The 24,752-nt window shown below is 61.8% G+C and carries 24 protein-coding genes and 2 pseudogenes; 14 read left to right on the forward strand and 12 right to left on the reverse strand.

All coding sequences use genetic code 11. From position 1 onward, the window contains the following. Positions 1–16 precede the first annotated feature (16 nt). From NXT3_RS24295 to NXT3_RS24315, 5 genes and pseudogenes are all read left to right on the forward strand, one after another. Complete coding sequence (locus NXT3_RS24295; RefSeq protein WP_104840771.1) at positions 17–943, forward strand: ArdC family protein; 927 nt, start codon at positions 17–19, stop codon at positions 941–943. Positions 944–1,044: 101 nt separating this feature from the next. Then, positions 1,045–1,313 (forward strand): annotated as a pseudogene (locus NXT3_RS24300) (type II toxin-antitoxin system VapB family antitoxin). Between the two features lie 306 nt (positions 1,314–1,619). Then, a pseudogene (locus tag NXT3_RS33170) lies at positions 1,620–1,715 on the forward strand (type II toxin-antitoxin system VapC family toxin); the annotation flags it as partial. Positions 1,716–1,747: 32 nt separating this feature from the next. After that, positions 1,748–2,797 (forward strand): carbon-nitrogen hydrolase family protein, encoded by a 1,050-nt coding sequence (locus NXT3_RS24310; protein WP_158665418.1) that lies wholly within the window; start codon positions 1,748–1,750, stop codon positions 2,795–2,797. A gap of 163 nt (positions 2,798–2,960) precedes the next feature. Beyond that, positions 2,961–3,749 carry a carbon-nitrogen hydrolase family protein gene (locus NXT3_RS24315; RefSeq protein ID WP_104840773.1) on the forward strand — a complete coding sequence of 263 codons (789 nt, stop codon included), beginning with the start codon at positions 2,961–2,963 and terminating at the stop codon, positions 3,747–3,749. Positions 3,750–3,960: 211 nt separating this feature from the next. Here NXT3_RS24315 and NXT3_RS24320 read toward each other — a convergent pair whose 3' ends face one another. From NXT3_RS24320 to NXT3_RS24335, 4 genes are all read right to left on the reverse strand, one after another. Continuing rightward, positions 3,961–5,328: an amidohydrolase family protein gene (locus NXT3_RS24320; RefSeq protein WP_104840774.1), complete on the reverse strand. Its 1,368-nt coding sequence runs from the start codon at positions 5,326–5,328 to the stop codon at positions 3,961–3,963. Positions 5,329–5,370: 42 nt separating this feature from the next. Further along, complete coding sequence (locus tag NXT3_RS24325) at positions 5,371–6,159, reverse strand: ATP-binding cassette domain-containing protein (RefSeq protein WP_104840775.1); 789 nt, start codon at positions 6,157–6,159, stop codon at positions 5,371–5,373. After that, positions 6,156–7,301: an ABC transporter permease gene (locus NXT3_RS24330; RefSeq protein ID WP_104840776.1), complete on the reverse strand. Its 1,146-nt coding sequence runs from the start codon at positions 7,299–7,301 to the stop codon at positions 6,156–6,158. Before NXT3_RS24330 ends, NXT3_RS24325 begins: the two co-directional genes overlap by 4 nt. Before the next feature lie 65 nt (positions 7,302–7,366). After that, a complete protein-coding gene (locus NXT3_RS24335; protein ID WP_104840777.1) occupies positions 7,367–8,371 on the reverse strand; it encodes a substrate-binding domain-containing protein in 1,005 nt (334 codons plus the stop codon). Positions 8,372–8,485: 114 nt separating this feature from the next. On the opposite strand from NXT3_RS24335, the gene NXT3_RS24340 reads away from it, so the two are divergent. The 3 genes from NXT3_RS24340 to NXT3_RS32165 all read left to right on the forward strand — a co-directional run bounded on the left by NXT3_RS24340 (position 8,486) and on the right by NXT3_RS32165 (position 11,043). Beyond that, the gene (locus NXT3_RS24340; protein ID WP_158665419.1) at positions 8,486–9,493 is read left to right on the forward strand and encodes a LacI family DNA-binding transcriptional regulator; all 1,008 of its coding nucleotides are present in this window, start codon (positions 8,486–8,488) and stop codon (positions 9,491–9,493) included. A gap of 748 nt (positions 9,494–10,241) precedes the next feature. Further along, positions 10,242–10,553 carry a DUF736 domain-containing protein gene (locus tag NXT3_RS24350; protein ID WP_104841379.1) on the forward strand — a complete coding sequence of 104 codons (312 nt, stop codon included), beginning with the start codon at positions 10,242–10,244 and terminating at the stop codon, positions 10,551–10,553. Between the two features lie 325 nt (positions 10,554–10,878). Next, entirely contained in the window at positions 10,879–11,043 is a 165-nt protein-coding gene (locus tag NXT3_RS32165) for a hypothetical protein (RefSeq protein ID WP_199773437.1), read from the forward strand. A gap of 473 nt (positions 11,044–11,516) precedes the next feature. Here the strand turns inward: NXT3_RS32165 and NXT3_RS24355 are convergent, their stop codons facing one another. Together NXT3_RS24355 and NXT3_RS24360 are read right to left on the reverse strand one after the other, a co-directional pair. After that, complete coding sequence (locus tag NXT3_RS24355) at positions 11,517–11,765, reverse strand: WGR domain-containing protein (RefSeq protein WP_104841380.1); 249 nt, start codon at positions 11,763–11,765, stop codon at positions 11,517–11,519. Between the two features lie 224 nt (positions 11,766–11,989). Continuing rightward, the gene (locus tag NXT3_RS24360) at positions 11,990–12,268 is read right to left on the reverse strand and encodes an HU family DNA-binding protein (RefSeq protein ID WP_104841381.1); all 279 of its coding nucleotides are present in this window, start codon (positions 12,266–12,268) and stop codon (positions 11,990–11,992) included. Between the two features lie 243 nt (positions 12,269–12,511). Between NXT3_RS24360 and NXT3_RS24365 the strand changes: the two genes are divergently transcribed. After that, the gene (locus NXT3_RS24365) at positions 12,512–12,739 is read left to right on the forward strand and encodes a hypothetical protein (protein WP_104840779.1); all 228 of its coding nucleotides are present in this window, start codon (positions 12,512–12,514) and stop codon (positions 12,737–12,739) included. Positions 12,740–12,748: 9 nt separating this feature from the next. Here NXT3_RS24365 and traG read toward each other — a convergent pair whose 3' ends face one another. From traG to traC, 3 genes are read right to left on the reverse strand one after another with little or no spacing between them, the layout of a single operon-like run. After that, entirely contained in the window at positions 12,749–14,677 is a 1,929-nt protein-coding gene (gene traG, locus NXT3_RS24370) for a Ti-type conjugative transfer system protein TraG (protein ID WP_104840780.1), read from the reverse strand. Next, complete coding sequence (gene traD / locus NXT3_RS24375) at positions 14,664–14,879, reverse strand: type IV conjugative transfer system coupling protein TraD (protein WP_199773438.1); 216 nt, start codon at positions 14,877–14,879, stop codon at positions 14,664–14,666. The genes traG and traD overlap by 14 nt, the downstream gene beginning before the upstream one ends. Positions 14,880–14,883: 4 nt before the next feature. After that, on the reverse strand, positions 14,884–15,183 hold the full coding sequence (traC, locus tag NXT3_RS24380; protein WP_104840782.1) for a conjugal transfer protein TraC: 300 nt from the start codon (positions 15,181–15,183) through the stop codon (positions 14,884–14,886). 245 nt (positions 15,184–15,428) lie between these two features. On the opposite strand from traC, the gene traA reads away from it, so the two are divergent. From traA to NXT3_RS24405, 5 genes are all read left to right on the forward strand, one after another. Further along, on the forward strand, positions 15,429–18,731 hold the full coding sequence (gene traA / locus NXT3_RS24385) for a Ti-type conjugative transfer relaxase TraA (RefSeq protein WP_104840783.1): 3,303 nt from the start codon (positions 15,429–15,431) through the stop codon (positions 18,729–18,731). Continuing rightward, complete coding sequence (gene traF, locus NXT3_RS24390) at positions 18,728–19,258, forward strand: conjugative transfer signal peptidase TraF (RefSeq protein ID WP_104840784.1); 531 nt, start codon at positions 18,728–18,730, stop codon at positions 19,256–19,258. The genes traA and traF overlap by 4 nt, the downstream gene beginning before the upstream one ends. Further along, positions 19,227–20,501 carry a conjugal transfer protein TraB gene (locus NXT3_RS24395; protein ID WP_234828226.1) on the forward strand — a complete coding sequence of 425 codons (1,275 nt, stop codon included), beginning with the start codon at positions 19,227–19,229 and terminating at the stop codon, positions 20,499–20,501. Before traF ends, NXT3_RS24395 begins: the two co-directional genes overlap by 32 nt. A gap of 19 nt (positions 20,502–20,520) precedes the next feature. Next, positions 20,521–21,156: a TraH family protein gene (locus NXT3_RS24400; protein WP_104841382.1), complete on the forward strand. Its 636-nt coding sequence runs from the start codon at positions 20,521–20,523 to the stop codon at positions 21,154–21,156. 318 nt (positions 21,157–21,474) lie between these two features. Beyond that, complete coding sequence (locus NXT3_RS24405; RefSeq protein WP_104840786.1) at positions 21,475–21,783, forward strand: transcriptional repressor TraM; 309 nt, start codon at positions 21,475–21,477, stop codon at positions 21,781–21,783. Positions 21,784–21,785: 2 nt separating this feature from the next. Here NXT3_RS24405 and traR read toward each other — a convergent pair whose 3' ends face one another. From traR to NXT3_RS24425, 3 genes are all read right to left on the reverse strand, one after another. Further along, on the reverse strand, positions 21,786–22,490 hold the full coding sequence (gene traR, locus NXT3_RS24410; protein ID WP_104840787.1) for an autoinducer-binding transcriptional regulator TraR: 705 nt from the start codon (positions 22,488–22,490) through the stop codon (positions 21,786–21,788). A gap of 451 nt (positions 22,491–22,941) precedes the next feature. Further along, positions 22,942–23,763: a BtpA/SgcQ family protein gene (locus tag NXT3_RS24420; RefSeq protein ID WP_104840789.1), complete on the reverse strand. Its 822-nt coding sequence runs from the start codon at positions 23,761–23,763 to the stop codon at positions 22,942–22,944. A 103-nt stretch (positions 23,764–23,866) separates the two neighbouring features. Then, entirely contained in the window at positions 23,867–24,667 is an 801-nt protein-coding gene (locus NXT3_RS24425) for an alpha/beta fold hydrolase (RefSeq protein ID WP_234828227.1), read from the reverse strand. Positions 24,668–24,752: the final 85 nt, after the last annotated feature.

Here is a 24,752-nt window from a genome sequence, read left to right on the forward strand (position 1 = left end):
GAAGGAGTTTTAGATCATGAAAGCCAAGGAAAACAGCGCGCGCACCGACATCTATGCGCGGATCACGGAAAAGATCGTCGCCCAGCTCGAAAAGGGCGTTCGTCCCTGGGTGCAGCCATGGAAGGCCGGCAACATGTCGGGCCGGATCACCCGGCCGCTGCGCCACAATGGCCTTCCATACACGGGACTAAATGTGCTGCTGCTCTGGTCGGAAAGCACTGCACGCGGCTTCTCGTCTCCGACCTGGATGACGCTTCGTCAGGCCAACGAACTCGGCGCCCATGTCCGCAAGGGCGAGAGCGGCGCAACCGTCGTTTATGCCAGCCGCTTCACGAAAACCGAAAAAGACGCGAGCGGCGGCGAGGTCGAGCGCGACATTCCGTTCCTCAAGACGTACACGGTGTTCAGTTGCGACCAGATAGACGGTCTGCCCGACCACTATTATGGCCGTCCGGAGCCCGTCGCCGATCCCGTCGCACGGATCGAACACGCCGACCGCTTTTTCGACAACACAGGCGCCGTCGTACGCTATGGCGGCGACAAGGCCTATTACTCTCCCGTTTCGGACCATATCCAGCTCCCTCGGCCGGAACTCTTCAAGGACATGGCTTCTTTTGTCGCGATTAGAGCCCATGAGACCCTGCATTGGACGGCCGGTGCTGATCGGCTGAACAGAGATTTGAGCCGCTATCACAAGGATCGCAGCGAGAGGGCGTTCGAAGAAATGCTGGTGGAGATCGGCTCAGCTATGATTTGCGCCGACCTCGGTATCGTTCCGGAACTGGAGCCGAGACCGGACCATGCAAGTTACATTCAGTCCTGGCTCACTGTGCTTCAGAATGACCGAAAGGCGATTTTTGCCGCAGCCGCCCATGCGCAGCGCGCGGTGACCTACCTCCACGACCTCCAGCCCAACACAGAGAGCGGGCAGGAAGCCGCCTGACGCTTAAGGCTCCACCCACCCATGCTGTGTTTCGTGCGGACGGGTGAACGGCGGAGCCCCTTTTCTCTGCCATTGCCGTGATATCTTGCGCGTGTAGATAGATGCACGTTCTGTCTACATGGAGGTCCCATGGCGTCAACGTCAACAATCCCGAGGCAGACGCGCTGACGCGGAAGTTTGCGCAGCTTGCCGGCGTCAGTATCACCGACGCGATCATCATCGCCATGAAGGAGGCGATCGAGCGTCGACGGAAAACCGAGACACCGCGCCAAACGGCAGCCCGGCTTCGCGAGAAATACGGGGTGAAGCTTGCCCCCCGGCAAAAGAGCCGCTCTCGCGTGAGGCTTTCGACGAACTGTTGGAAAGCTGATGTTCGTCGATGCCATGCGTCATCATCGCGCTCCTCTCCGACGAGCCGGAGGCGGAGCGCGTCTCCGATGCCATCCGACTGCGAAGGACGCGTTCACGTCGCCAGTCGCGGTGCCTGAGTCGGTTCTCGGACTTGCTCGCCCCGAGAAGTACGCTCTCGCCGTCGCGGACGTTGAGCCCACGTCATCGAGTTCCTCAATGGACGAGGTATCGAAATTCGCGATCTGCCGCCCGCGAGTGAAACGACGCGTCTCGCTTTGCCGCTGCGCATCGCTACCGCTCAGGCCGCCGCGGTCTCAAGCTTGGCGACTGCCTCCACTATGCCTGCGCAAAATATTCTGACGTGCCGATACTGGCGACCGCCGATGAGTTCAGGCAGACGGATGCGCAGACCGTTCCCTGATATGGTGCCGTCGCGGTGGGTCCGCCCGACGCTTGCGACGCCCCCCGTTAGCTTCCCGCACGTTCGCGTCCACCGAATGTTGGAATCCTCACAAAATAGACGTTGGTTGTCTGAAACCATCACCTATCCTAGCGTGGTTCAACTTGGTTGGAGTAGATCTTTTGAAAAGCATTCGAATTGCGCTCCTGCAACTGCACCCGGGTGAGACGTCAGGGGAATCCTTTGACATCGGGGCGGAGGCCTGCAGGCGGGCGCAGAAACTCGGCGCCGATATCTGCCTGCTGCCGGAAATCTGGAGCCACGGCTACCGGTTCTTCGATCCTGGCTCGCCAGAAAGCCTCGAAACGTGGCGCGAGTCTTCGATTGCCTGGGATAGCGATTTTGTTCGCGGCTTTTGCGAGTTGGCAAAGGAGTTGGGTGTCGCGATCGGGTTTTCCTTCCTGGAAGCCTCGGATCGCGGACCGAGGAATACGTTTGCCTTGGCCGACATGCGCGGCGACATCGCCCTCAAATATGCCAAGGTGCATACCTGCCTGCATGGTCTCGAAAGAGAGTGCGCACCGGGAGACGACTTCTGCGTTGCGCCGCTTCATACGAAGTCGGGTCCTGTGAGCGTCGGCGCGATGATATGCTACGACCGTGAATTTCCAGAGTCCGCGCGTATTTTGGCGCTCAAGGGAGCCGAGATCGTCCTTGTACCCAACGCCTGCCATTTCGACGACCACCGTCTGGGTCAAATGAAGGCCCGCGCCTTCGAGAACAAAATCGTCCTGGCGATGGCCAATTATCCCAGTTCCGCCGGCCACGGAAACGGCAGATCAATCGGAATATCGGCAGTGGCGTTTTCAAACGCCGATGCCAGGGCAACCGACGACAACAGGCAGTCCCAATATCGCGAAACCTTGTTGGTCGAAGGCGGACCCGACGAAGGCATCTTCACTTTCGACGTCGATCTGGAAGAGCTGCGCACCTATCGCAAGAACGCCATCTGGGGAGGACGGCACCGGCGACCCGACACCTATGGCATCCTCACGGAGAGCATCGTGGAAGCCGAGGCCGATCCGCTTTCGCTCATCAACTGACGCCAATTTTTCGACCGCCAATCCTCCTCCTCCCGTGGCGGCCCCTCGGCCCGGTCGTGATTGTGTAGCTCACGCCGGGCCATTTTTTCTCACAGAGAAGAATTAGTGCGAGATTGCCAGTCGCGCCGGCTAAAACAACGAAGTCATTACCAGGAGAAAGTGAATGGCAGCCAAGCCCCTGATTGTTGCGATGGCGCAGGTCATGAACGATGTCGAAATCGACGCGATCTGCGCAACGGCCGCAGAATCGGGCGCCGACATCATCGTCTTTCCGGAGATGTTTTCCAACGGATACAGCCGGTTCGACCGCGAGAGGGAAGAATCTCGCCTGGCCTGGATCGAGGCGGCAGTTCCAATCGATGGTGCCTATGTCGAGCGGTTCACGAAGGCTGCACGCAGCAACAGGCTGGCGGTCGTCGCCACCTTCCTCGAGCGCGGCCCCGACAAGCCCTTCAATTCCGCCGTCCTGATCGACCGCACTGGTGAGATCGTCCTGCACCAGCGCAAGCGCCATATCTGCTTCTTTGACGTTCCTGAAGAGGCTTGTGCCGCCGGCGAAAGCTCGAGTGTCGCGAAGCTGGAAACCGAGGCTGGACGCGTCGCGGTCGGAATACTGATCTGCATGGATCGGGAATTCCCCGACGCTCCGACAGATCTTGTGCGCGCCGGGGCAGAAATCATTTTGGTGCCGAACAGCTGCCGGCTATTGGACGATCCAACGGTTGGGGACGTGCGGGTGGCGGGGATGCGCGCACTTGCCTTCCAATCGGTGGTCGGCGCCGCCGTCGCCAACTACCCGCTGCCGAAAGATGACGGACGGTCTTTCGCTGTCGACCCGTTGGGCAAGCTACTCGTCATGGGTGGGACACAGCAGGAACTTGTCATCGCCCACTTCGATCTCCAAGTGATCAGAGCCCTTCAGCAACAGGAGTGGTTCCGCCGCGCTCGATAGATCGCCAACACACGCTGGCGGGCGGGCACCTGTTAGCCGCCATCACCGGTGCTTGGTCGTTTCCGGCAGATGCCGCAACGCGCGCCTGGTTGGGTTTGGGCTATAAGCGCTGGAGCAATGCTATGACGGCCTCAGCGGTTCCCTTTTTCCGCACTTGTGTCCCACGCTCGGCATGCGGTGTCGCGTGCAAGCGCGGGTCCAGGTGGCAACGTCAGGCTCTGCCGCTGTCGCGAATGCTCTTCGGCGGAGCGCTGAACGCTCCCTGGTGGCCGAGCTTCGTGACGCTCTCGGCATCACCCGTGCGCAGGACCTCCTTTTTTCCCGTCAGGTCGTAGTAGTCATAGGGATTTGCCATCATGAAGAATTCTGCCAGACGGATCGCTTCAGCCTCGGACAGCGATCCGTCGTCCACTTCACGGCCGAGCGTCTTGCCGAACCACTTTCGAAACTGCATCGCATAGCCGACTGAGGACGTCGGAAGCAGCGTGTCGCCACCGAAGACGAACAGCTTGTTCTTCGGAGCGGCATGCAGGTAGCGACGAACGAAGTCGCTGGCATGCAGGGGGTTGATGCTCCAGGCCCAGCACATGTCGATGGAAACATTCGTATAGTGTTTGGCGAGCGCGATCAGTTCGTCCGAATGCGGATAGGCGATATGCATCAGCACGAACCGGGTATCCGGGTGCATCTTCAGGAACAGGTCCATGTTGCCGGCCCGCAGGTTGTCGGTCGGCATGAAGTTGTTCTTGGTGAAGTAGCCGGTATGCATCTTGAACGGCAGATCATGGCGTGCGCACATTTGGGCAACGCGGGACATGCACCAGTCTCCCAGGCACAGGCGATCGGCTTCCGCCGCCGCTGTGCCAAGCCGGCGCACCGCATCGAATGAAATTGCCGCATCTGATGCGCTTCGCGGTGTCCATTTCAGCGTTCTGACGTAGGCGTGCTGCGATTTCACCGCGACGGCATAGCGAGCACTGATATCGAACAGCACTTCAATTGCGGCGCCCAGGTCCTTGAGCGAGGTCACGTCTTTGCCGAGCTGACGTTCCAGAAGATCGAAGTCCGGCCGGCCGGCGCAGAAATCGAACATGTTGAGATCGTAGAGGAAGAAGTCCTGGCCCAGCATTTCCGGCGGAAACGGCCTGGTATTCGTGTCGATCTGAACATGATCGAGGTTGGCAATGTCCTTGAGAAGCGTGAGCCGCTCGTTGTCGTTACCCTTGAACCCACAGCTTTCCTGAGCCGCCGCAAGCGCCTCCGGGGTCAACGCATCGATCCCGAAGAGCCGTTTGGCCGCCAGCTTCACGCCCTCCGCGTAGCCGGTAAAGTGGATCTTGTCCCAGTAGGGTTGGATGTCGCGAAACCGCCGCGCGACGTCAGGATCGCCTGGATTGATCAGCGCGTCGAGACTCTGCTGGCTTGCGCCGGCGGAGTGAAGGTCGAACACGACATAATTATCGAACAGATGCGTCAGCACGTCATGCCGGGAGTCGCGATAGAACCGCTCACACTCGGTGTGTTCGTGCGTGTCGCAAAGCGTGCTCGACGCGATGAACTGTTCAAGTTCAGTGTGCATGAAAAATGTCCTTTGGAACCGACGGAGATGGTCGGGAAGCCGTCAGGCTTCCCGAGATACCAACTCGGTCAGCATCTGCATTGTCGCCTCGCCTCTTTCGAACGAGCCGATGACGCGCCCTCGTGCGAACACCACCAGGTGATCGGCAATCTCCAGCGCGTGGTTGAAGTTATGGGTGATCAGAATGACGGCGTTTCCCATCTGCCGGGCACGGTCGATGTGCTCGATGACGCGCGTCGCCTGCCGGACTGCGAGCGCTGCGGTCGGCTCGTCGAGAATGAGGCAGGACGAACCGAAATACATTGCCCGGGCGATCGCCAGCGACTGTTTCTGGCCGCCGGAAAGGGTTGCGGCGCGAGAGCGAAGATTGCCTCTCAGCCTGACCCCAAGCCCGCTCAGCGCCTCCCGTGCCAGACGGTCCGCGGCCTTCGCATCATAGATGCGAAACTTCCAGAAACCCTTCGTCGGCTCCTGCCCCAGAACGATGTTGCGGGTGACCGACAGCAAATCGCAGACGGCCAAGTCCTGGTAACAGGTGGCAATGCCGAGCGCTCTGGCTTCGTCAGGGCCGCTGAGGGTCACTTTCTTCCCCTTGAAGAACAGTTCGCCGGCATCAGGACGATAAACCCCTGAGAGGATCTTGATCAGTGTCGACTTGCCAGCACCGTTATCGCCGAGCAACACCGTCACCTTGCCGGCCCAGGCCTTCAGGGACACGTCGGAGAGCGCCGTCGTCGCTCCGAAATATTTGGCGATGTTGACGGCTTCGAGAACCGGCGTCGTCTCTTCAAGCGCTTGGGCGGCGCCATTTGGCTGATATAGCGTCATCATCGCTGCACCTCCCGCTTCACCGACAAGGCGCCCCGTAAGACGGTCGCGCCCTCTTCTCGTGCTTGATGTGGTCCCTTGCCATCCGGAACCGCCGAGACGCGCTGTGCGGAATCGCCTTCAGTGTCCTCGCCGGTCATCGGTGCGATGCGCGAGATCAGGCTGCTGAACCAGTTGTTGACGAGAACGGCGCCCACCACGATCACGCCCATGATCGTCGTGTAGAGAAAGCCCGGTGCGGAGACGAGGACGAGACCCGTCTGGATAGTGGCGAGCACGATGGCGCCCATCATCGCGCCGATCGCCGAGCCGTAACCGCCCGAAAGCAGCGTTCCGCCGATCACGGACACCGCAACGGCCTGGAGCTCGATACCGGTTCCACGCATGGCGTCGACGCTGGCGAAGCGTGCGACCTGCATGACACCAACGATACCGGCAAGTCCGCCGGACAACATGAAGGCAATCACGGTCGTGCGGGAGACGTTGACCCCGAGGTTATGGGCAGCCTTCGGGTTTTGACCGACGGCCTGGATCCAGTTGCCGAGGCGCGTTCTGAGCAACAGGACGGTCGCGAGTGCGGTGATCAGAACGAACCAGACAAGGGACATTCTCATGCCGCCGTAAAGCATCGGTCCGGCGATGATGTTGGAAACGCCGCGCGGCATATCGACGGCCATGGGGAAGCCGCCGGTAAAGGCGAGCAGCATGCCGCGGTAGACGAGAGACGTGCCGAGCGTGATGATGAACGAATGAATGCCGGTGCGGGTCTGGAGAAGGCCGTTGACCAGACCGAGCAGGGTCGCGCCGACGACGGCAAGGACAATGGCCAAAACCGGCGGCAGGCCGAAGTCGTTCATCAGGGTGACGACGAAGAAGGAGGCCAATCCGAGGATCGCGCCGACCGACAGGTCGAAATGGCCGGCGATCAACAGGATCGTCATGCCGATGCTGACGATGCCCAATTCGGCCGCGACGCTGCTGATCGAGGCGAGCGTCGGGATCGTCCAAAACAACGGCGTCATGAAGCCGAAGACGGCAACAACGACGATCGCGGCGCCCACCGCGGTGAACTCGGGCCGCAACAGGAGTTCGCGCGCATGCTCTGCGGCTTCCCTGGAACGGCTAGACAGGTGTTTCTGAGACATCTTGCATCCAATCCAAAGATGGACGAGGTCTCGGCGTCAGCTCGAGGCCGAGACCTCCGACCGAATTACCGGTAACCCTTGGAAACCAGGGGAGCGACTTTTTCGATGTTGGATTGGTCGACGATCGCAGGACCGGTCAGGAACGCGTTCGCCGGAACGAGCCCGTATTTTAGGTAATGCGCCATCAACAGGACGGGCATGTAGCCGCGCCAGTATTGCTGCTGGTCGATGGTGAAATTGAGCTTGCCGGCCTTGATCGCCGCAACACCCGTTTCATCCAGATCCCAGCCCGCGAGCGCAAGATCAGACCGCTCGGCCCGCTCCTTCGCCTCCAGATAGGGAGCGATCGGCGAGCAGGCCGAGACCATCGCCTTGGTGTCCGAGTGGGCGCGCAGATAGTTGGCCATCGTTTCGGCAATCTGGCCCGGGTCGAGGGTGAGTTCCTGCACTTCGGCCGAGATGTTCGCCGCCTTCAGCGTGTCGACAACGCCGGCCGCGCGCGGCTGACATGTCGCGCTGTCGCCCGGCTGAGGATTGCCGACGACGACATGACCAGACTTGATGGTTTCCAGGAGCTTTTTGGCGATCAGGACCCCGCCGGCATATTCGTCGGCGCCCACGTGGAAGAGGAAGGGGTCGTTCGGATCGCGCAGCTCCGTTCCCTTGCCGGCCTGCGGACCGAGCGCGCTGCCGAAGGCTATGCCTTGGGCTTTGCCCTGCTCGATCACGTCATAGTAGGCCTTGTCGTCGCCAATGCCGTTGATGATGATCCCGTCCGCCCCGGATGCCATGGCTGCGGTGATCGTTTCAACTTGAGCCGGCAGCGTTGAGTTGCTGGGAAAGACGTAAGTGAATTCCACGCCCAGCTCGCGCGCCGCATCTTCCGCCCCCTTGTTGAGATAGGCGAAGAAGCCGGTTGGCGCCGCAACGCCAACGTGAACGATCTTCAAGCGCTGCTCTTCGGCCGATGCGACTGCGGTTGCGCAGGCCAAGCCGACAATCAGGATCGACAGCCGGCCAAGAAGCGAGCGCCGTCTATTCGAGGGAGCGGTGTAAGTATCAATATCCATGTTGTTCCATCCTCTGGTGGGCCACTTGGTGGCTTCTATAACGCCCTGATGTTAGACTGTTGGCATCCCGCTAGAAACATCTATAATGTTGGGAAACCATCAGGAGGCTCAGATATGGTGGGAAGGAAGGCGTCGCTTGCGGATGTCGCTGCGGCGGCGGGCGTCAGCATCGGGACCGTCGATCGTGTGATCAACGGCCGCGGCAATGTGAAAGCCGAAACCGAACATCGGGTGCTCGAATGCGCGCGCGAGCTTCGACTCGATCGGGCTCTGAACCTCAGGCCGACCCGCATCCTGAGGCTCGGCGTCATCCTGCAGAACCGCAGCAACCCCTTCTACAAAGCCATGGTCGAGGCCCTCAAACAATGCGCTTCCGATTACAGCTACCTGAATGTCCAGCTCGTGTTTTATTTCTATGAGCGATTGACCTACCGCGACGTGCTGCAGAGCGTCGAAACCGCCGCACGCGCCTGCGATGGCCTTCTCATCGATGTCTTCGAGCATCCGCAGGTTCGGGAACTGCTCCAGAAGCTTTCGGTGGCATTGCCAATCTTCACGCTCGTTTCTGATATCCCCGACATTGCCGGCGTCGACTACATCGGTGTCGATCCGCGGGCCGAAGGCAGAGTGGCCGGTGAATTGATGGGACGGTTTCTCGGCAAAACCGGCGGCCAGATATTGCTGATCACCGGCCTGCAGTCGTTCCATTGCCATGAACAGCGAGAGATGGGGTTTCGCTCAGTTCTGCGCGACCGGTTCCCCAATTGCTCGTTGGCAAAGCTGATCGAGAGCCGAGATGACCGGGATTCGACCGAACTGCTCGTGAAGAGCGCGCTTGCAGAAAACAGAAACATCGCCGGCATTTACAACATGCCGGTGGGCAGCAGGGAAATCGCGGAAATCCTGCAAAGCACGGGCATGCAGCACGTGATCTTCATCAGTCACGAGTTGACCGACGAAAATCGCGGCCTGCTCAAGCAGGGTCTGATCGACGCGGTGATCGACCAGGATCGCGCCTCGGAAGCGCGGGTTGCCGTACAGAAATTCCTCGCCCATTACGGCCGCTATGAAGGGCAGATCGGCCCAACCGAATTTCGCATCTATCTGCGCGAAAATTGCTGACGTGAGACTTCTGCAACGCCCGCATCAGATGCCGCACTTCGAGAGCTTCAGGCATCCGGCACGCCATCAGCTTTCTCCACGGCCTCCAGCCTAGTGCGCCGGCGAAAGAGCGGCGGCCTAGGAGCTGTCATGGTCCGTCAGCGCGTTTGATCGGTTGTGAGGTCCAGCCCGCCCCAGATCGAGGTTTTTCGGCCGATCGGCTTGAGCTTGCGGGATTGTTGATTTCGACGGTATACGGCATTGTCTGCTGACACATAGATCCTCCAGGCGACGAATCGCGACCACGACATTTTTGCCTTGGCTGGGTGACGCAACTGCCCGGTCGGATGGGTTCGTCGCGTCGAAATCCAAGCCACGCCGTGGAGAGGCGAGGGGTCTGCTCAGGCACTGTTCCGGGACGGCGGCGAAGGAGGCGGGGTTGCCGGCACCAGTTCCTCTATCGTCGTCCGTGGCCACGTCCTTCGCGGCTCGATGAGGCATGTCTGATCGGAGAGCGGCTTCGCCTCGATCGTCCTCCCGCAACGGCGATCCGCAACTTTCTTCCCCTGGTCGCTGACGCGCCCATTCCTCGCGCAACAACAAAGTTCCTCCTCGCCGCCCTCCACGCTGTTCCGGCCCAAAAAGCCACCCCCATTGCACGGGCGCAATGGGACCCCGGCCGGGTGCGGTCCGATCGTCACCAATCCTTGCGACAGCCATCGAGGCCGCGATGGGCGCGGCCCGAGAACCAAGCGAAAGGAACTTCATCATGGCAACCATCGGCACCTTCACCTCTTCCGAAAACGGCTTCAACGGTTCGATCCGCACGCTCGCCCTCAACGTCAAGGCCCGCATCGCCCGCATCGAAAACCCCTCCGACAAGGGCCCGCACTTTCGCATCTACGCGGGGAATGTCGAGCTCGGCGCCGCCTGGCAGAAGCGATCCACCGAGACCGATCGTGACTACCTCTCGATCAAGCTCGACGACCCGAGCTTCCCGGCGCCGATCTACGCAACGCTGACGGAAGTCGAGGGCGAGGACGGCTACCAGCTGATCTGGTCGCGCCCCAACCGGGACTGAGAGCCGGAAAAGGCCCCGCCGCAAGGCGGGGCCAATCGACCGAGAATAAAAGCCGGAAGCGGGCTTCGAACCCGCTGCCGGCTTTTCTGGTGCCATGCGGAACCGGAATTGTCTGCTCAGATCGCGCAAGTGTGCCGGGCGGAAATGCCGGCTTCAAGCACGAGCGGTTACCCCCCAATTTCGTGGCCCGCGCCCTGCAGGGACGAGGGCCACGCAATCGGCTCCCCCGCTCGCCGCCTCCGGCGGTCGCTGGCGCGATCCTTGACGCCGTCATCTCCTCCCGCCGCGCGTCGTCGTCTTTCACGAACTAAAGGAGATGACGACGATGACGATGGAGCAGAACATCGAAGAACTGCGCCGTGAACTTGGCCAGGCAACAGATGCCGCCGAACGCCGCCAGATCGAAGCGGAGTTGCAACTCGCCCAGGGCGAGCTGATCATCGCGCTGGCGGAGCTGGACGGCGAGCTTGATCCCGAGCCGCCCTTCTAAGGCGGCATACCGCCAGCTCGCGGCAGTCCGCGGCACCGGGATGGCGAGCGACGCATTGCGCTCCACGTCCTCCGACAATGCGGTCATCTGCATCAGGATGCTGCAGCCCTTTCGTCACGACGCAACCTGCCCGCGCCAGAATTTTCCCCGCCGCTCAAGCGGCTCCTCGCGATCCAAAACTCTGGCGGCGGGCAGGTCCTCCACATCCGTTCCGGCCCGGTCGGGTGCATCCTTCCACTCCGATCTGCAAGGCCATCCCGCGATGACCCCAATTCGAAGGAGAGTACGATGCAACGCCTCGCTCAAGCACGCTGTGCAAGGTGATCTGTCACTTCTTTCGCAAAGGAAAGCTCGGCCTGAAGCTCGCCATCAAGATCCCGTTCTTCATCGAGATCGAGGCATCTTTTGAGACCGGCTGGAACCGGCGCCGATGAAGCGTATATGGGCCCGCTTCGGCGGGCCCTTTCATGCGGTCATCGTGGCCGCGGACGATAGCCGCGCTTGCGCTTCTGTCGCAGGAGATCGAGAAACAGTTCGACCGCCTCCGTCTCGCATCCGAACCGTTGCACCTTCATCTGTCCCTTGGCGCCGATCCTGCCCCATCTGCGCAGCAGGCAGACGTCGCCGAAGAGGTTCGGCTCAATCGCCATGGCATAGTAGCGCGCCATGTTCCTCGAGGTGTCCGTCCGTTCCACGTAGAGCTGATAGGGCTGCGAGATCATGCAGCCAGAATCGGAGATTTCGGCGTCAGCGTCCAACGAGTCTTATGAATCGGTGCCCCACCATCGATTCATCCTTGTGATGAATACGGGCGTCAAAGATCGGACGCCTCCGGCGTGCGGGCTCTTTCCGAGCGATGCGACCGTCGAGCTCACATCGACGGCCGCGCTCGCGATGACCACAGCCGCCGATCGAAAACCAGTCGAACGTGCCGCTCGCTCCGAGCTTACTTGTTCATTGCGTCCTTGAGCGCCTTGGCCGGCTGGAAGGTCAACTTCTTCGCGGCCGCCACCTTGATCGTCGCACCGGTCGCCGGATTGCGGGCATCGCGCTCCGGCGTTGTTTTCACTTTAAATTTCCCGAAAGCCGGGATGGATGTCTCGGCGCCTGATGTTGCTGCGGCGGTAATGGCGGCGAAGACGGCCTCAACGATCGTCTTGCCTTGCGCCTTGGTCAGACCGTGGTCGTTGGCAATCTTGTCGGCAATTTCATTTGTGGTGGTCATGTTTGTCCCCTCGTTTTTGTGCGCAGAAAACATTCCACTGGATTTACGGATTGTCACGCCTCCGCGGGTGCGCAAACCGCGCAACCGCAGGCGTGTCCACAGTTTGCTGAGGTAAATCCCCCTTCCGGTAGCTGTCGCCTTCCAAATTGGGGCCCATGCACCCCGGGGAAAGGCGCGGCGTCCGCACTGGTATCCAGCGCAGCAAGACTGTATGCCGCCCCGAACGACATTCGAGGGTTGATCATGGAAGACACCATACAGATTGGAACCCGCGGCGACTTCGGCCTCTGGGCAATCGAGGTCGCCAAGCAGATCGTTGGCGAGCAGGGTTTCGAGCTTGCGCGAGCCGCGCGCGACGGCACGGAGGATGATGTCCGGGTTGCCGGCAATGCACTCGGCCAAGCGATCACCAACGCGCTCATGGAAGTCTATGACGGGCTGCTCGATGAGACATCTGCGGACGTAACCTGATACCGGCCTTCACTGCTTTTCGACGCTGTCACGGAAGAACGCGTTTGGCTTGACGCAGGCCTTCATGTCGGCGCGCCGGAACCAGATCGCGCGCCCGCACCGAAGCGGCGGATTGCCCGCGGTGAAGACGATCTGCTCGTCGGCGCGCATGCGCAGCACCTCGTGCGGCATGATCAGCGGTCGGCGGCTCAACTGCTTCGATCGTGACCGCGACGATCCCTTCATGCCCGTCGAACGGTTCGTCTGATCCACTTCGACCGTGGTGTCGCCGCAGCGCTTGGAAATGTAGTCGGCCGTATCGGGATCGTTGATCGCGGCAAACGAGATCCACGACGCGGATTCGAACCATTTGCTCGTCGCGTCACGGCCGCCATAGGCCTCGCGCATCTGGCCGATCGACTGGAAGATCATGGTGAGCGTGATGCCGTATTTTCGGCCGGCGTCGCGCGCCGTTTCGAGGATGCGCAGGTAGCCGAGACGAGCGACCTCGTCCAGCAAGAAAAGCGTGCGCCCCTTCACGTCGCCGTTGCGGTTGTAAATCGCATTGAGGAAGGAGCCGATCACCACCCGCGCCAGTCCGGGGTGGGCTTCCAGCACCTTTAGATCGAGCGCGATGAAGACGTCCGTGTCGCCGTCGGCGAGATCGTCCGTCGAAAAACTGTCACCCGACACCAGTGCCGCATAGTTCGGGTAGGAGAGCCAGTGGGTTTCCTTCACCGCATTGGCATAGACGCCGGAAAACGTCTCCGGCGTCATGTTGACGAAGACGGCGACATTCTCCTTCACGAAGTCGGATTCCGAGCCTTCGTAGATGCGGGTCAGGCGTTCGCGCAGCTTCGGCTCCGGCTCGGAGAGATTGGCCCGAACGCGGCGCAGCGTCTGGTCCTTCTCGTCCGTGTGCCCCGACAGGCAGACGTCGGAGATCAGCGCGGTCAGAAGCTGCATGGCGGAAGCCCGGAAGAAGTCATCGCGCGCCGAGGCGGTGCGGGCATTGTCGGTCATGATCCAGGTGGCGACGGCGACAATGTCCTCTTCCTTGGTGCCGCCGAACCGGCCGATCCAGTCGAGCGCGTTGAAGCCGACCGCCGGCGTCGCCGGATCGAGCACGATTACCTTGCGGCCGGCCTTGCGGCGATGATCGACGACCATCGGCGCCACCTCGCTCGACGGGTCGACGACGACGAGACTTCCGCCCCATTTGAGTGCGGTCGGAACCGTCACCGAGGTGGTCTTGAAGCCACCGGAGCCGGCAAAGACGATGCCGTGCGACGAGCCGAAGGAACCGTCGAAGCAGAGCAGCGGCGACTTGCCGCCGGCTCCCCAGCTTTGCGGGTCGTCGGCGCGAAACGGCATTGCCGCGATGCTGTCCCTGTCGACCCGGTAGCGCTCGCCGACGACGATGCCGCCGCTCTCCGGAAACAGTTTCGTGGCGTCTGCCATCTTCATCCAGTCGGCCTCGCCATGGATCGCCCGTGACCCGTGAATGCGACGCGGCGGTCGCGTGGCGAAGGCGGCGTTTCCCTTCAGCCCGACCCGGAGTGCGAAGACACCGGCAAGCAGCGCGGCGGATGCGCCGACCGCGGTTGCCGGATCGGCATAGGTGAGCAGCGATTGGCCCACTGGCACGCTGCCCGCCATGCGCGCGAGGCGGATTGTTTCGCGCGTGATCGCGATGACGATCACCGCCCCGCAGCCGGCGAGCGTGCCCCAGCCGGTCCTCCGTATGTTGACCGAGCCGTTGGCCGCGAACAGGACGATCACGCCGATTGCGGCGGCAGTAACATAGGGAAGCGCAAGCGCGATCCGTCCCAGCATCAGTTTCGCCTGCGGCGTCGTTCCGAAGGCCGCCAGCCAATGCTCGATGCCCGGCATGACGATCGCAGCGGCGACCATCAAAGCGGCCGGAATGACGGTGAGCAAAATCCTATTCACCGTCATGGCCGAAGGCCTCCGCTCCGATTGCGGTGAGCCGCGTCCGCTCCTTGTCGTCGCCCTTGATGCGTCGGCCGGCATCGATTAGCAGGCCGAGCAGCAGCGCCCGTTTCTCGTAGCGCAGGCCGGCCTTGACGATCAGACCGCCGAGCTCGATTTTTTCTCGCGTATCCTTCTTGCGCGCGTCATTCGTCATCGTCCTCGCCATGCGCTCAAGCCTCGCCAGTGCCGCCCGCATCCGCGCCAGCCGCGAACGTCGCGGGCGATGGTTGGTCAAGCTTTCCGCCGCCGCCGCCATCCTTCCTTCCGGTCGCCTGTCCCTTGCCGCCGCGAAACCGCTTGGCCATCTCCTCGAAGGCCGCCTGGAGCTCAGCTTCTTCGACCTCGATATCGCCGAGACCGGCTTTCAGCGCCACCCTGCCGATGCGCTCCGCCTCGCGGGTCTCCGCTTGCTTGAGCTGTTCCTGCAGCCTCGCTATTTCTTCCCTGATCTTCGATGACGGCTTCTTCATTCCGGTCGCATCTCCTGGTCGTCTTGGCGTTCGTTCTGCGACGCCGAGACTCCTCTGAATGGCTACCCAAGGAAAGGTGCAAATTTGCACGTCGGCAAAGCCGACACTTTGCGACATCATCCCGCCGCTTGATAAGAGCGGATCCAAGGGCGCAATTATACGTCGCTGTGGCGACGTGTTGCGTTGCAGCCCTGGCGGGGCCCGCTCTTGGACTGACCAAGGTTTAACCCGGGAGTTTTACCGCCGTGGCCATCGCCCATTTCTCCGCCAGCATCGTCAGCCGCGGCTCCGGCCGCAGCGCCGTGCTGTCGGCGGCCTATCGCCATTGCGCCCGGATGGACTACGAGCGCGAAGCTCGCACCATCGACTACACGCGGAAAGAAGGGCTCCTGCACGAGGAGTTTTCGCTGCCGGCGGATGCGCCTGCATGGGCGCGGCAGCTGATTGCCGATCGTTCAATCTCCGGTGCGTCGGAAGCCTTCTGGAACCGGGTCGAGGCCTTCGAGAAGCGCGCCGACGCTCAGCTCGCCAGGGACCTGACCATCGCCCTGCCGCTGGAGCTGACGCCGGAGCAGAACATCGCGCTGGTGCGCGATTTCGTCGAGAAGCACGTGCTGTCCAAGGGCATGGTCGCCGACTGGGTCTATCACGACAATCCGGGTAATCCGCATATCCACCTGATGACCACATTGCGGCCGCTGACGGAGAAGGGTTTCGGGCCGAAGAAGGTCGCGGTCACAGGCGAGGACGGCCAGGCGCTCAAGACCAAGTCCGGCAAAATCGTCTATGAGCTCTGGGCCGGCTCGACGGATGATTTCAATCACCTGCGCGACGGCTGGTTCGAGCGGCAGAACCATCATCTGGCGCTGAACGGGATTTCGCTGCGCGTCGATGGCCGCTCCTACGAGAAGCAGGGCATCGCGCTCGAACCGACGATTCACCTCGGCGTTGGCGCCAAGGCGATCGAGCGCAAGGCGGAGAGAGAAGGCGTCCGGCCCGAGCTCGAGCGGCTTTCCCTTAACGACAAGTGCCGCGCCGAGAACACCCGCCGTATCCTTCGAAACCCGGCGGTCGTGCTCGACCTGATCACGCGGGAGAAAAGCGTCTTCGACACCCGCGACGTCGCCAAGGTGCTGCACCGCTATGTCGACGATCCCGCCACCTTTCAGCAGTTGATGGCGCGTATTCTCCAGCACGCCGAGGTGCTGCGGCTGCAGCGCGACACGATCGACTTTGCGACCGGAGAGAAGGTGCCGGCGCGCTACACGACACGGGCGTTGATCCGGCTCGAAGCCGAGATGGCCAATCGTGCCATTTGGCTCGCGGGCCGGGAGACACACGGTGTCGATGACAACGTTCTCGGCGCCGTCTTCGCCCGCCATGCGCGGCTGTCGGTCGAGCAGAAAACTGCAATCGAACATGTCGCCGGTCCGGCCCGGATCGCCGCGATCGTCGGCCGCGCCGGCGCGGGCAAGACGACGATGATGAAGGCGGCGCGGGAAGCCTGGGAACTCGCTGGCTACCGCGTCGTCGGTGGCGCGCTCGCCGGCAAGGCGGCCGAGGGTCTGGAGAAGGAAGCTGGTATCGAGAGCCGGACGCTCGCCTCCTGGGAGCTGCGCTGGAAGCGCGGGCAGGGCACTCTCGATCCCAAGACCGTCTTCGTCATCGACGAGGCCGGTATGGTCGCCTCAAAGCAGATGGCTGGCTTCGTCGAGGCCGTGGTGAGGGCAGGGGCCAAACTCGTCCTGGTCGGCGATCCCGATCAACTGCAGCCGATCGAGGCGGGTGCCGCCTTCCGGGCGATTGCCGACCGGATTGGCTATGCGGAACTGGAGACGATCTACCGCCAGCGCGAGGACTGGATGCGGGCTGCCTCGCTCGATCTGGCGCGCGGGCATGTCGGAGCCGCACTTACCTGCTATCGGGCGCATGACCGGCTGCATGGCTCGATGCTGAAGGCTGAAGCCGTCGAACAACTGATCGCCGACTGGAACCGCGATTACGATCAGACCAAGACGACGCTGATGCTGGCCCACCTGCGCCGCGACGTGCGTCGCTTGGACGAGATGGCGCGGGCAAAACTGGTCGAGCGCGGCGTTCTCGGTGAGGGGCATGCCTTCCGCACCGACGACGGTAATCGTCGCTTCGATGCCGGCGACCAGATCGTCTTTCTGAAGAACGAGGGATCGCTCGGCGTCAAGAACGGCATGCTCGGCCGCGTCGTCGAGGCAGCGCCCAACCGGATCGTCGCCGTGGTCGGCGAGGGCGATCAACGCCGGCAGGTGACAGTCGAACAGCGGTTCTACAACAATCTTGATCACGGCTATGCGACGACGATCCACAAGTCCCAGGGCGCCACCGTCGACCGGGTCAAGGTGCTGGCGTCACTGTCGCTCGACCGTCACCTGACCTATGTCGCCATGACCCGCCACCGCGAGGATCTGCAGGTCTACTACGGCAAGCGCTCCTTCGCCATCAATGGTGGGCTCGAGAAGGTCCTGTCGCGGAAGAATGCCAAGGAAACGACGCTCGATTACGAGCGCGCCACGCTCTACCGCCAGGCGCTCTCCTTCGCCGAAAACCGTGGACTGCATCTCGTCCAGGTCGCCCGCACGCTCGTCCGCGACCGGCTCGACTGGACGCTGCGCCAGAAACAGAAGCTGGCTCATCTGGTGTCCCGCCTGCGGGCCGCGGGCGAGCAGCTTGGACTTTTCCAATCTCCCATCCAGCAACCGAAGAAGGAGCTCCCACCGATGGTCGCCGGCGTCAAGCAATTCGCATTCTCCGTGGGTGACAGCGTCGACAAAAAGCTCGGCGACGATCCGGCGCTGCGCGCCCAGTGGGAGGAGGTCTCGACCCGCTTCCGCTATGTCTTCGCCGATCCGGAAACCGCCTTCCGGGCGATGAATTTCGATGCCGTTCTCGCTGACCGCGAAACAGCGAAACATGAGCTTCAGAAACTTGTCGATGAGCCGGCGTCGCTCGGTGCGCTGAAGGGCAAGACCGGCCTTTTGGCGAACAAGGCGGACCGCGAAGCGCGTCGCGTCGCCGAGCTCAACGTGCCCGCCCTGAAACGCGACATCGAGCAATATCTGAAGATGCGCGAGACGGCGCGGGAGCGGCTGGAGGCTGAGGAACAGAGTCTGCGGAAGCGCGTGTCGATCGACATCCCGGCGCTGTCGCCGGCGGCGCGCGTCGTGCTCGAGCGGGTGCGCGATGCGATCGACCGCAACGACCTTCCGGCGGCCCTCGGATTTGCACTCAGCGACCGCGAGACCAAGCTCGAGATCGACGGCTTCAACACGGCCGTCGCCGAACGCTTCGGCGAGCGCGTGCTGCTGTCGAACGCGGCGCGTAATGCCGAAGGACAGCTCTTCGAAAAACTCGCCGCCGGGCTCAAGCCACAGGAAAAGGAAAGCCTCAAGGAGGCCTGGCCGGTGATGCGCACGGCGCAACAGCTGGCCGCGCATGAGCGCACCGCGGCGACGCTGAAACAGGTCGAGGATCTGCGCCTTACCCAACGCCAGACCCCGACCCTGAAACAATGACGCGGCGGCAGGCAATCACGGTGCTCGGCGCCTCGGCGATGTTGGTGGGGCTGCTTTCGGCCGCGGCGTTTCTCGGCGGATTTCGCCTCAACCTGACGCCGAGCGAACCGCTCGGGCTCTGGCGGATCGAGGCACCGAGCCGAGCAATCGCGGTCGGCAATCTGGTCTTCGTCTGCCCGCCGGTGACGCCGCTGTTCGAGGAAGCGCGCCGGCGCTCCTACCTCGTCCGCGGCCTCTGCCCGGGGGGTGTCGCTCCGTTGATCAAGGCTATCGCAGCGCTGCCCGGTCAGAATGTCGAGATCGATGAGGATGTCCGGATCGACGGCAGGCTTCTGCCTTCCTCGCGCCTGCGCAAGATCGATGGCGCCGGGCGACCGCTCAAATCGTTTGCCGGCGGCATCGTGCCGCCGGGATACCTCTATCTGCACTCTCATTTCAAGAGCTCCTATGATTCCCGATATTTTGGACCGATCCCCGAAACCGGATTGCTCGGGCTTGCCCGCCCGGTCTTCACCATCGATCCGTGAGCGCGCACGCGCCGCTCTTCTCGTCGCGCTGGCGATCGTCGTCGGCGCTGTCGGCTGGAGCGGTCATGTGCTCGCTCTTCCGATTGCGATGATCTTCCCGGCGCTGTGGGCGCTGTCGCCGTCGCGTCTGGTCGCAGCCATGGTCTCGGCGGGGTATTTCCTCGCCGCCTCACGCGGTCTGCCGCAAGGGGTTGCGAATTTCTATGCCGCCGATCTCTGGCCTGGGTTATTGCTCTGGCTCGCCGCCTCGGCCGGGTTTGTCGTTGTCCATGCGGCGGCCTGGTCAAATCGTTCGGCATGGGGGCGACTGGGTAAAGGGCGACCGGAGAGGGGACGACTGGGCAGCGCGCGACCCGAAGAAGCGCGTGAGGGCAGGTTCGGTGCGGATTGGGCACGCGCGGTGCGATATCTGTTGGCGGCCATTGTCATGGCGCTGCCGCCTTTCGGCATCACCGGCTGGGCGCAGCCGATCACCGCGGCAGGCGTGCTGTTTCCGGGATGGGGATGGTGGGGCTTGCTGGCGACTGCTGCCGGCCTGGCGATGCTGACATCGCGCTTCTGGCCGGCAGCTGCCGTCGCCTTGATGAGCTTTTGGGTCTGGTCCGCCGCGACCTGGACAGGACCGAGCCTACCGGAGGGATGGAAAGGCGTCGACCTCGAAATGGGCAAAAGCCTGGGCCGCGACACATCATTGGAACGCCACCGAGTCCTGATTGCCACAGTGCTCCAAAACGCCGGCGACGATATCCGCGTCATCGTGCTTCCCGAAAGCGCGCTCGGCTTCTGGACGCCGACCGTCGAGCGCCTGTGGCAAGAGGCTTTGCGCGGCTACGATATTACCGTCATTGCCGGCGCCGCCGTTCTCGACAGTCGAGGATATGACAACGTGCTGGTCGCGATCTCGGCCGAGCGGTCGCAAATCCTCTATCGCGAGCGCATGCCGGTTCCCGTCTCGATGTGGCAGCCCTGGAAAACCTGGACGGGCGAGGGCGGCGCCAAGGCGCACATCTTTGGCAATTCGGTCGTCGAAATCGGCGGTATCAGGATCGCGCCGCTGATCTGCTACGAGCAGCTCATTGTCTGGCCTTTCCTGCAGTCGATGCTGAGTTCACCCGACATTATCGTCGCCACAGGCAATGGCTGGTGGACCACGGGCACCTCGATCGTCGCCATCCAGCGGGCGAGTACCATCGCCTGGGCCAGACTGTTCGGCCTGCCGCTGGTCACCGCATTCAATACCTGAGAGATAGGGAGAAGACATGATGGTCGATGTGGCACTGATCACGGAATGCGCCGATCCCGGGCTCAAACCGGCAATCGTCGAGAGATTTGTCACTGCTGCTGGATCCGATGACCCGTTGACCGTCACGGTGCGCTCGGGAAAGCGTGTCGTTCTCGCCCCGAAACCCGCAACGCCGGAAGCGGCGATGGGCCTGATCCGCCAGAATATCGGCCGCAATGTCGTGCGTGTCGGCATCACCCAATATCCGGCAGGCCTCGGCGTGCTCGAAGCCGGCGAATTGAAGCCCGATCTTGTGGATGCCTGCGCCAATCTCCGCATGGGCACGGCGCTCTTCGCCAAGGTCTACCGGATCGTCTTGAAGTGGTATGGCAACCCGACCGGCGAGGAGGCTGAGCGCCAGGTGTTCGAGGACGCGGTCATCGCCTGGCAATCGGGATATTTCGAGGGAGAGGCGGTGTTCCGAACGCCGGATTCCGGCAAGGACGAGATTAACACCTCCGATGCTGACGCGCCGGCGAACGATGACGTCGAGAAAACAGAGGAGCCAGATGCCAAAGTGCAAAGTGAGGCGAGCGAGCCCGCCGAAGATGCCGCGCACGATGATCCGAACAAGGCCGGTATCCGCATCGACCTTTCCGGCATCGGTGCGAAATGAACGTGGAGCGAGTGCAGATTTGCACCACGCCAAAGGCAATTATCCGCCTGTTTGCACTGGCAAAAATTGATTTCGCCCTCTATAAGGGCGGGTAGGGCGGTACGCGCCGCCCCGGGGTGTGGAAACCTCTACTCGGCGGTTGATGTCGACCGTTGCGACATCAGAATCCTCTGCCTTTGGCCGGGGGCCTGTGACGCATGTCCAGGCGCTCCGGTGCTAAAGGTCGCAGGACTGTCCGAGTACAGTTTTCCAACCCCCGGCTTGGGATCAGGGATTAACGTTTGCGGGGGCGCACCGCAGACAAGCCGGGAGACTGAAATGGGACTGGAAACAGCCGTCTTGCAAGCGAAACCCGAAATCCGCGCCCTGTACGGGCTCACGAAGGGGCTTCCCCAGCCCCAGCTGGAGCTTCTGACCGTGGAAGCCATCCGAACCCACCGCATCCTGGTCAAGAAGGCCGATCAACACTTCAAGGCATTGCCCGAAGAAGACAAGATCCCGGAAATGGTCGGCAGCGAGCAGCATCTCGACTACATCAGGGCCTGCATCGACATGCACGCCCAGATGTACGCAACGAACACGCTGATCAACATCCTCGGTTATATTCCGAAGGTACCGGGGGACTGATCTCAGATCAGTCCCATGCGAATGGCGGTCGAGACCAGGTGCGTGGTATTCCCGGTCTTGATGTGCTTTCGCGCTTCGCGAATCTTGGACCGCACGTTGTCATAGGAGACGTTGTGAATGCCAGCCACTTCCCGTTTCGTCTTGCCTTCGGAGATCCAGTACAAATAGTCGGCCATCACGGAATCGAAGAAGTCCGGCTGCGGCAGGGTCGGCGCCAGATCGGTAAAGCTGATGCGCGCATGCAGTTGCCCGACCGCGGCGGCGGCAGCCAACGGGTCCAACCCGTGCTTCATTTCGCTCTCCGGCTTTCCCGAGGCCAGCGTGAACATCGCCAGCGTGCCATGTGCCGCCCTGATCGGGATGGTCACGCCGGAACGAATGCCGAAATCGGCCGCATGGGCATAGAAGGAGCGCTCCTCCTTCGACAGCTCAGACTTCTCCGCCTCACCGCTCCATGTAAAGGCCCCTTTCAGGGCTCTCGCGCGGCGAACGACAGGGTCGATCTCGAAATAATGCTGCTCGGCATAATGGGCTTGCCACTCCGGCCCATAATTTGAAACGACATGGGCACGGCTTGAGAGCATGTTGACATAGGCATAGCCGACAAAGCCAAACTCCTCGGTGAAATTCGCAAGTCCATGTTTGATGATCCGCTCATCGCCAGGTATGGCGGCGAGATCGGTGAGCTTGTCCAGCCACTGTCGCATTCTATTCTCTCCTTTAAATTCGGGCCGCTCCGGAATGGTCGCCGGAAGCCATGCAGGCCCTCACAATGGGCTTGCCGGCTCTCGATGGCGGTCCCGTCACCAACCGTTGGGACAGTGTCCTGTCGCAGCTGGCCGGAGAGCGAAAATTGCGATTGCGAAACTGGTTGGCCTTTGCATTTCAATCGACCCCTGCGGGCAGCATTTGCGAGACCATGAGATGGATCAGCGTGAACAGCTGACGGAGCCTCGCGATCTCGTCTCACCTTTCAATCGAGATGTCTGTTCGACAAGCGAAGTGATAGACGCGGTTGCCCATGCGGCGCGGCGCTATCTTTGGCATGGCTCGTATCGATCTTCATACTTCAGTTGCACACTCAACGTCAGAATGAGCGGACTGGACCGACCCAATTTCCCGCGATGTGCAGTTGATTAGGTCGGTCACGAGGAAACCTTATGCGGCCTTCGAGGTGCCGTTTCGAATCGCCTTGACCTTGTCCATAAAGGCTTTCACGCGAGCAGGATCGACGGCGTTCTCGAACACGCCATCGATCTTGAAGGTCGACCCCACCACCGCGCCGTCGGAGACGGAGAGCTGGCGTTCGACGTTCTCGAGCCGGCAGCCGGTGTTGCAGAGTACCACGGTGTCAGGAACGGCTTTTTTGACGCTGGATAGGATCTGCGTGTCTGTTTCCGCGCCGGCGGTCAGGCCGGAGACACAAAGCGCGTCGGGGCGATTGTTGAAGACAGTGGAGCGCGCGATATCGATGATGTTGCGATTTCCAAGATAGGAGGCGGCTTCCGGTACGATGTTGTAGAGCAGCCTCAAGTTCGGGGTGAGACGCATCTTGTGGCGGACCGTCTCACCGACATTCGTATTCCAGAGGCCGAAGTCGCTGGCATAGACGCCGCTAATGATTTCGCGGATGAACACGGCTCCGGTTGCCGCGGCGAGATCGATCGAGGCGATCGGATCCCAAAGCACGTTGACGCCGAATGGAATTTTGATCGAGGGCATCAACTCGCCGATAACACGGGCCATGGCCGCTGTCGTTTCCGGGCGCACCTTCGTCAAGTAGGGAAGGCTGAATTCATTGGAGAACATAACGGCGTCGACGCCACCGTCCTGAAGATGGGTGAGGTCGGCGAGAGCCTTCTCGATGACTTTTTTCATGCCGCCGGCCGTGTCATAGGCCGGGTCGCCAGGAAGCGCCTGGAAATGGCACATCGCAATGATGGGCTTGTCAACGTTGAAGGTTTCTTTGAGCCATTGCATCGGTCTATCCCTTTCGTGCTGTCAGGCTAATTGTTGATCATAGGTCTCACGGCGCCAGCGGACCGGCTCTGCCCTCCGTAGTGCCGTGGCGGGTTGGTCGGCATCAGGTAGAGTGTTCGCCGCTCCCGTGGACAGGGCGTGCGCGCACGTCTGGCTCTTGCGCTGCGATGCCGGAGAGAAAGCCTGCAATAAGCTCGGCTGTCCGGTCGAAGTAATTGGGAGCGGCGCCCGCGTCGTCTTTCCGCGGAGCTCTCTCAAACCGCGAGCCGGGTATGGAGCGATGGAGCTGCCCGGCGAGTGCGAGAGGATGAATATCATCTGCCTCGACGCCGATGACGAGGGTTGGGACGTTGATGCTTTCGAGTTGCGCGACCGAAAACTCAAACCCGTCGGCGGCGATGTCGGTCAGCAGTTTTCCGACCCATTCGGGTTGGTGGTCACCGAGGTAGTCGATCAATGTGGCGTAGTTGTCCGGACTCGATTCTCTGATCCGGGCGGCAAGTTCACTTGCGACGAAGACGTCCAAAGCTTGCTGCCGAGGATATTGCTGCAGCAGCCCACCTACGTAACGAATAGGCTCGAGATTTGCCGGCGACCTGCTGATGAACCAGGCCGGCCGAACCAGGATGAGCCCCCGGACCGAGCTCGGGTTGCGGATCGCAAGAGCCAACGCCAGCGCCGCCCCCATCGAAATTCCCCCGGCAACAAAGCCAAGCGGGAAGTGCTCGGTCGAGAAAGCAGTGACATCCGCGTAGAACAACTCAAGCGAAAAAGCCGGAGGCCGCGGGCACGAAGACGCGCCATGACCGGCGCATTCGATCGTCGTCAGATCGAAGCCCGCCTCCCGTGGGAAGATGCGCGTCACCTGCTGTGCATCTCCGCCGAGGCCGTGCTGAAACAGCACTGGAAGCCCATGATTGCCGCGCCTAACAACATTGAGGCGCGCGCCGCCTGTCGTGGACTGGATATGCCTATTGTTTTTCAAACCG

The sequence above is a fragment of the Sinorhizobium fredii genome, from assembly GCF_002944405.1.
Classification (GTDB): Bacteria; Pseudomonadota; Alphaproteobacteria; order Rhizobiales; family Rhizobiaceae; genus Sinorhizobium; species Sinorhizobium fredii_C.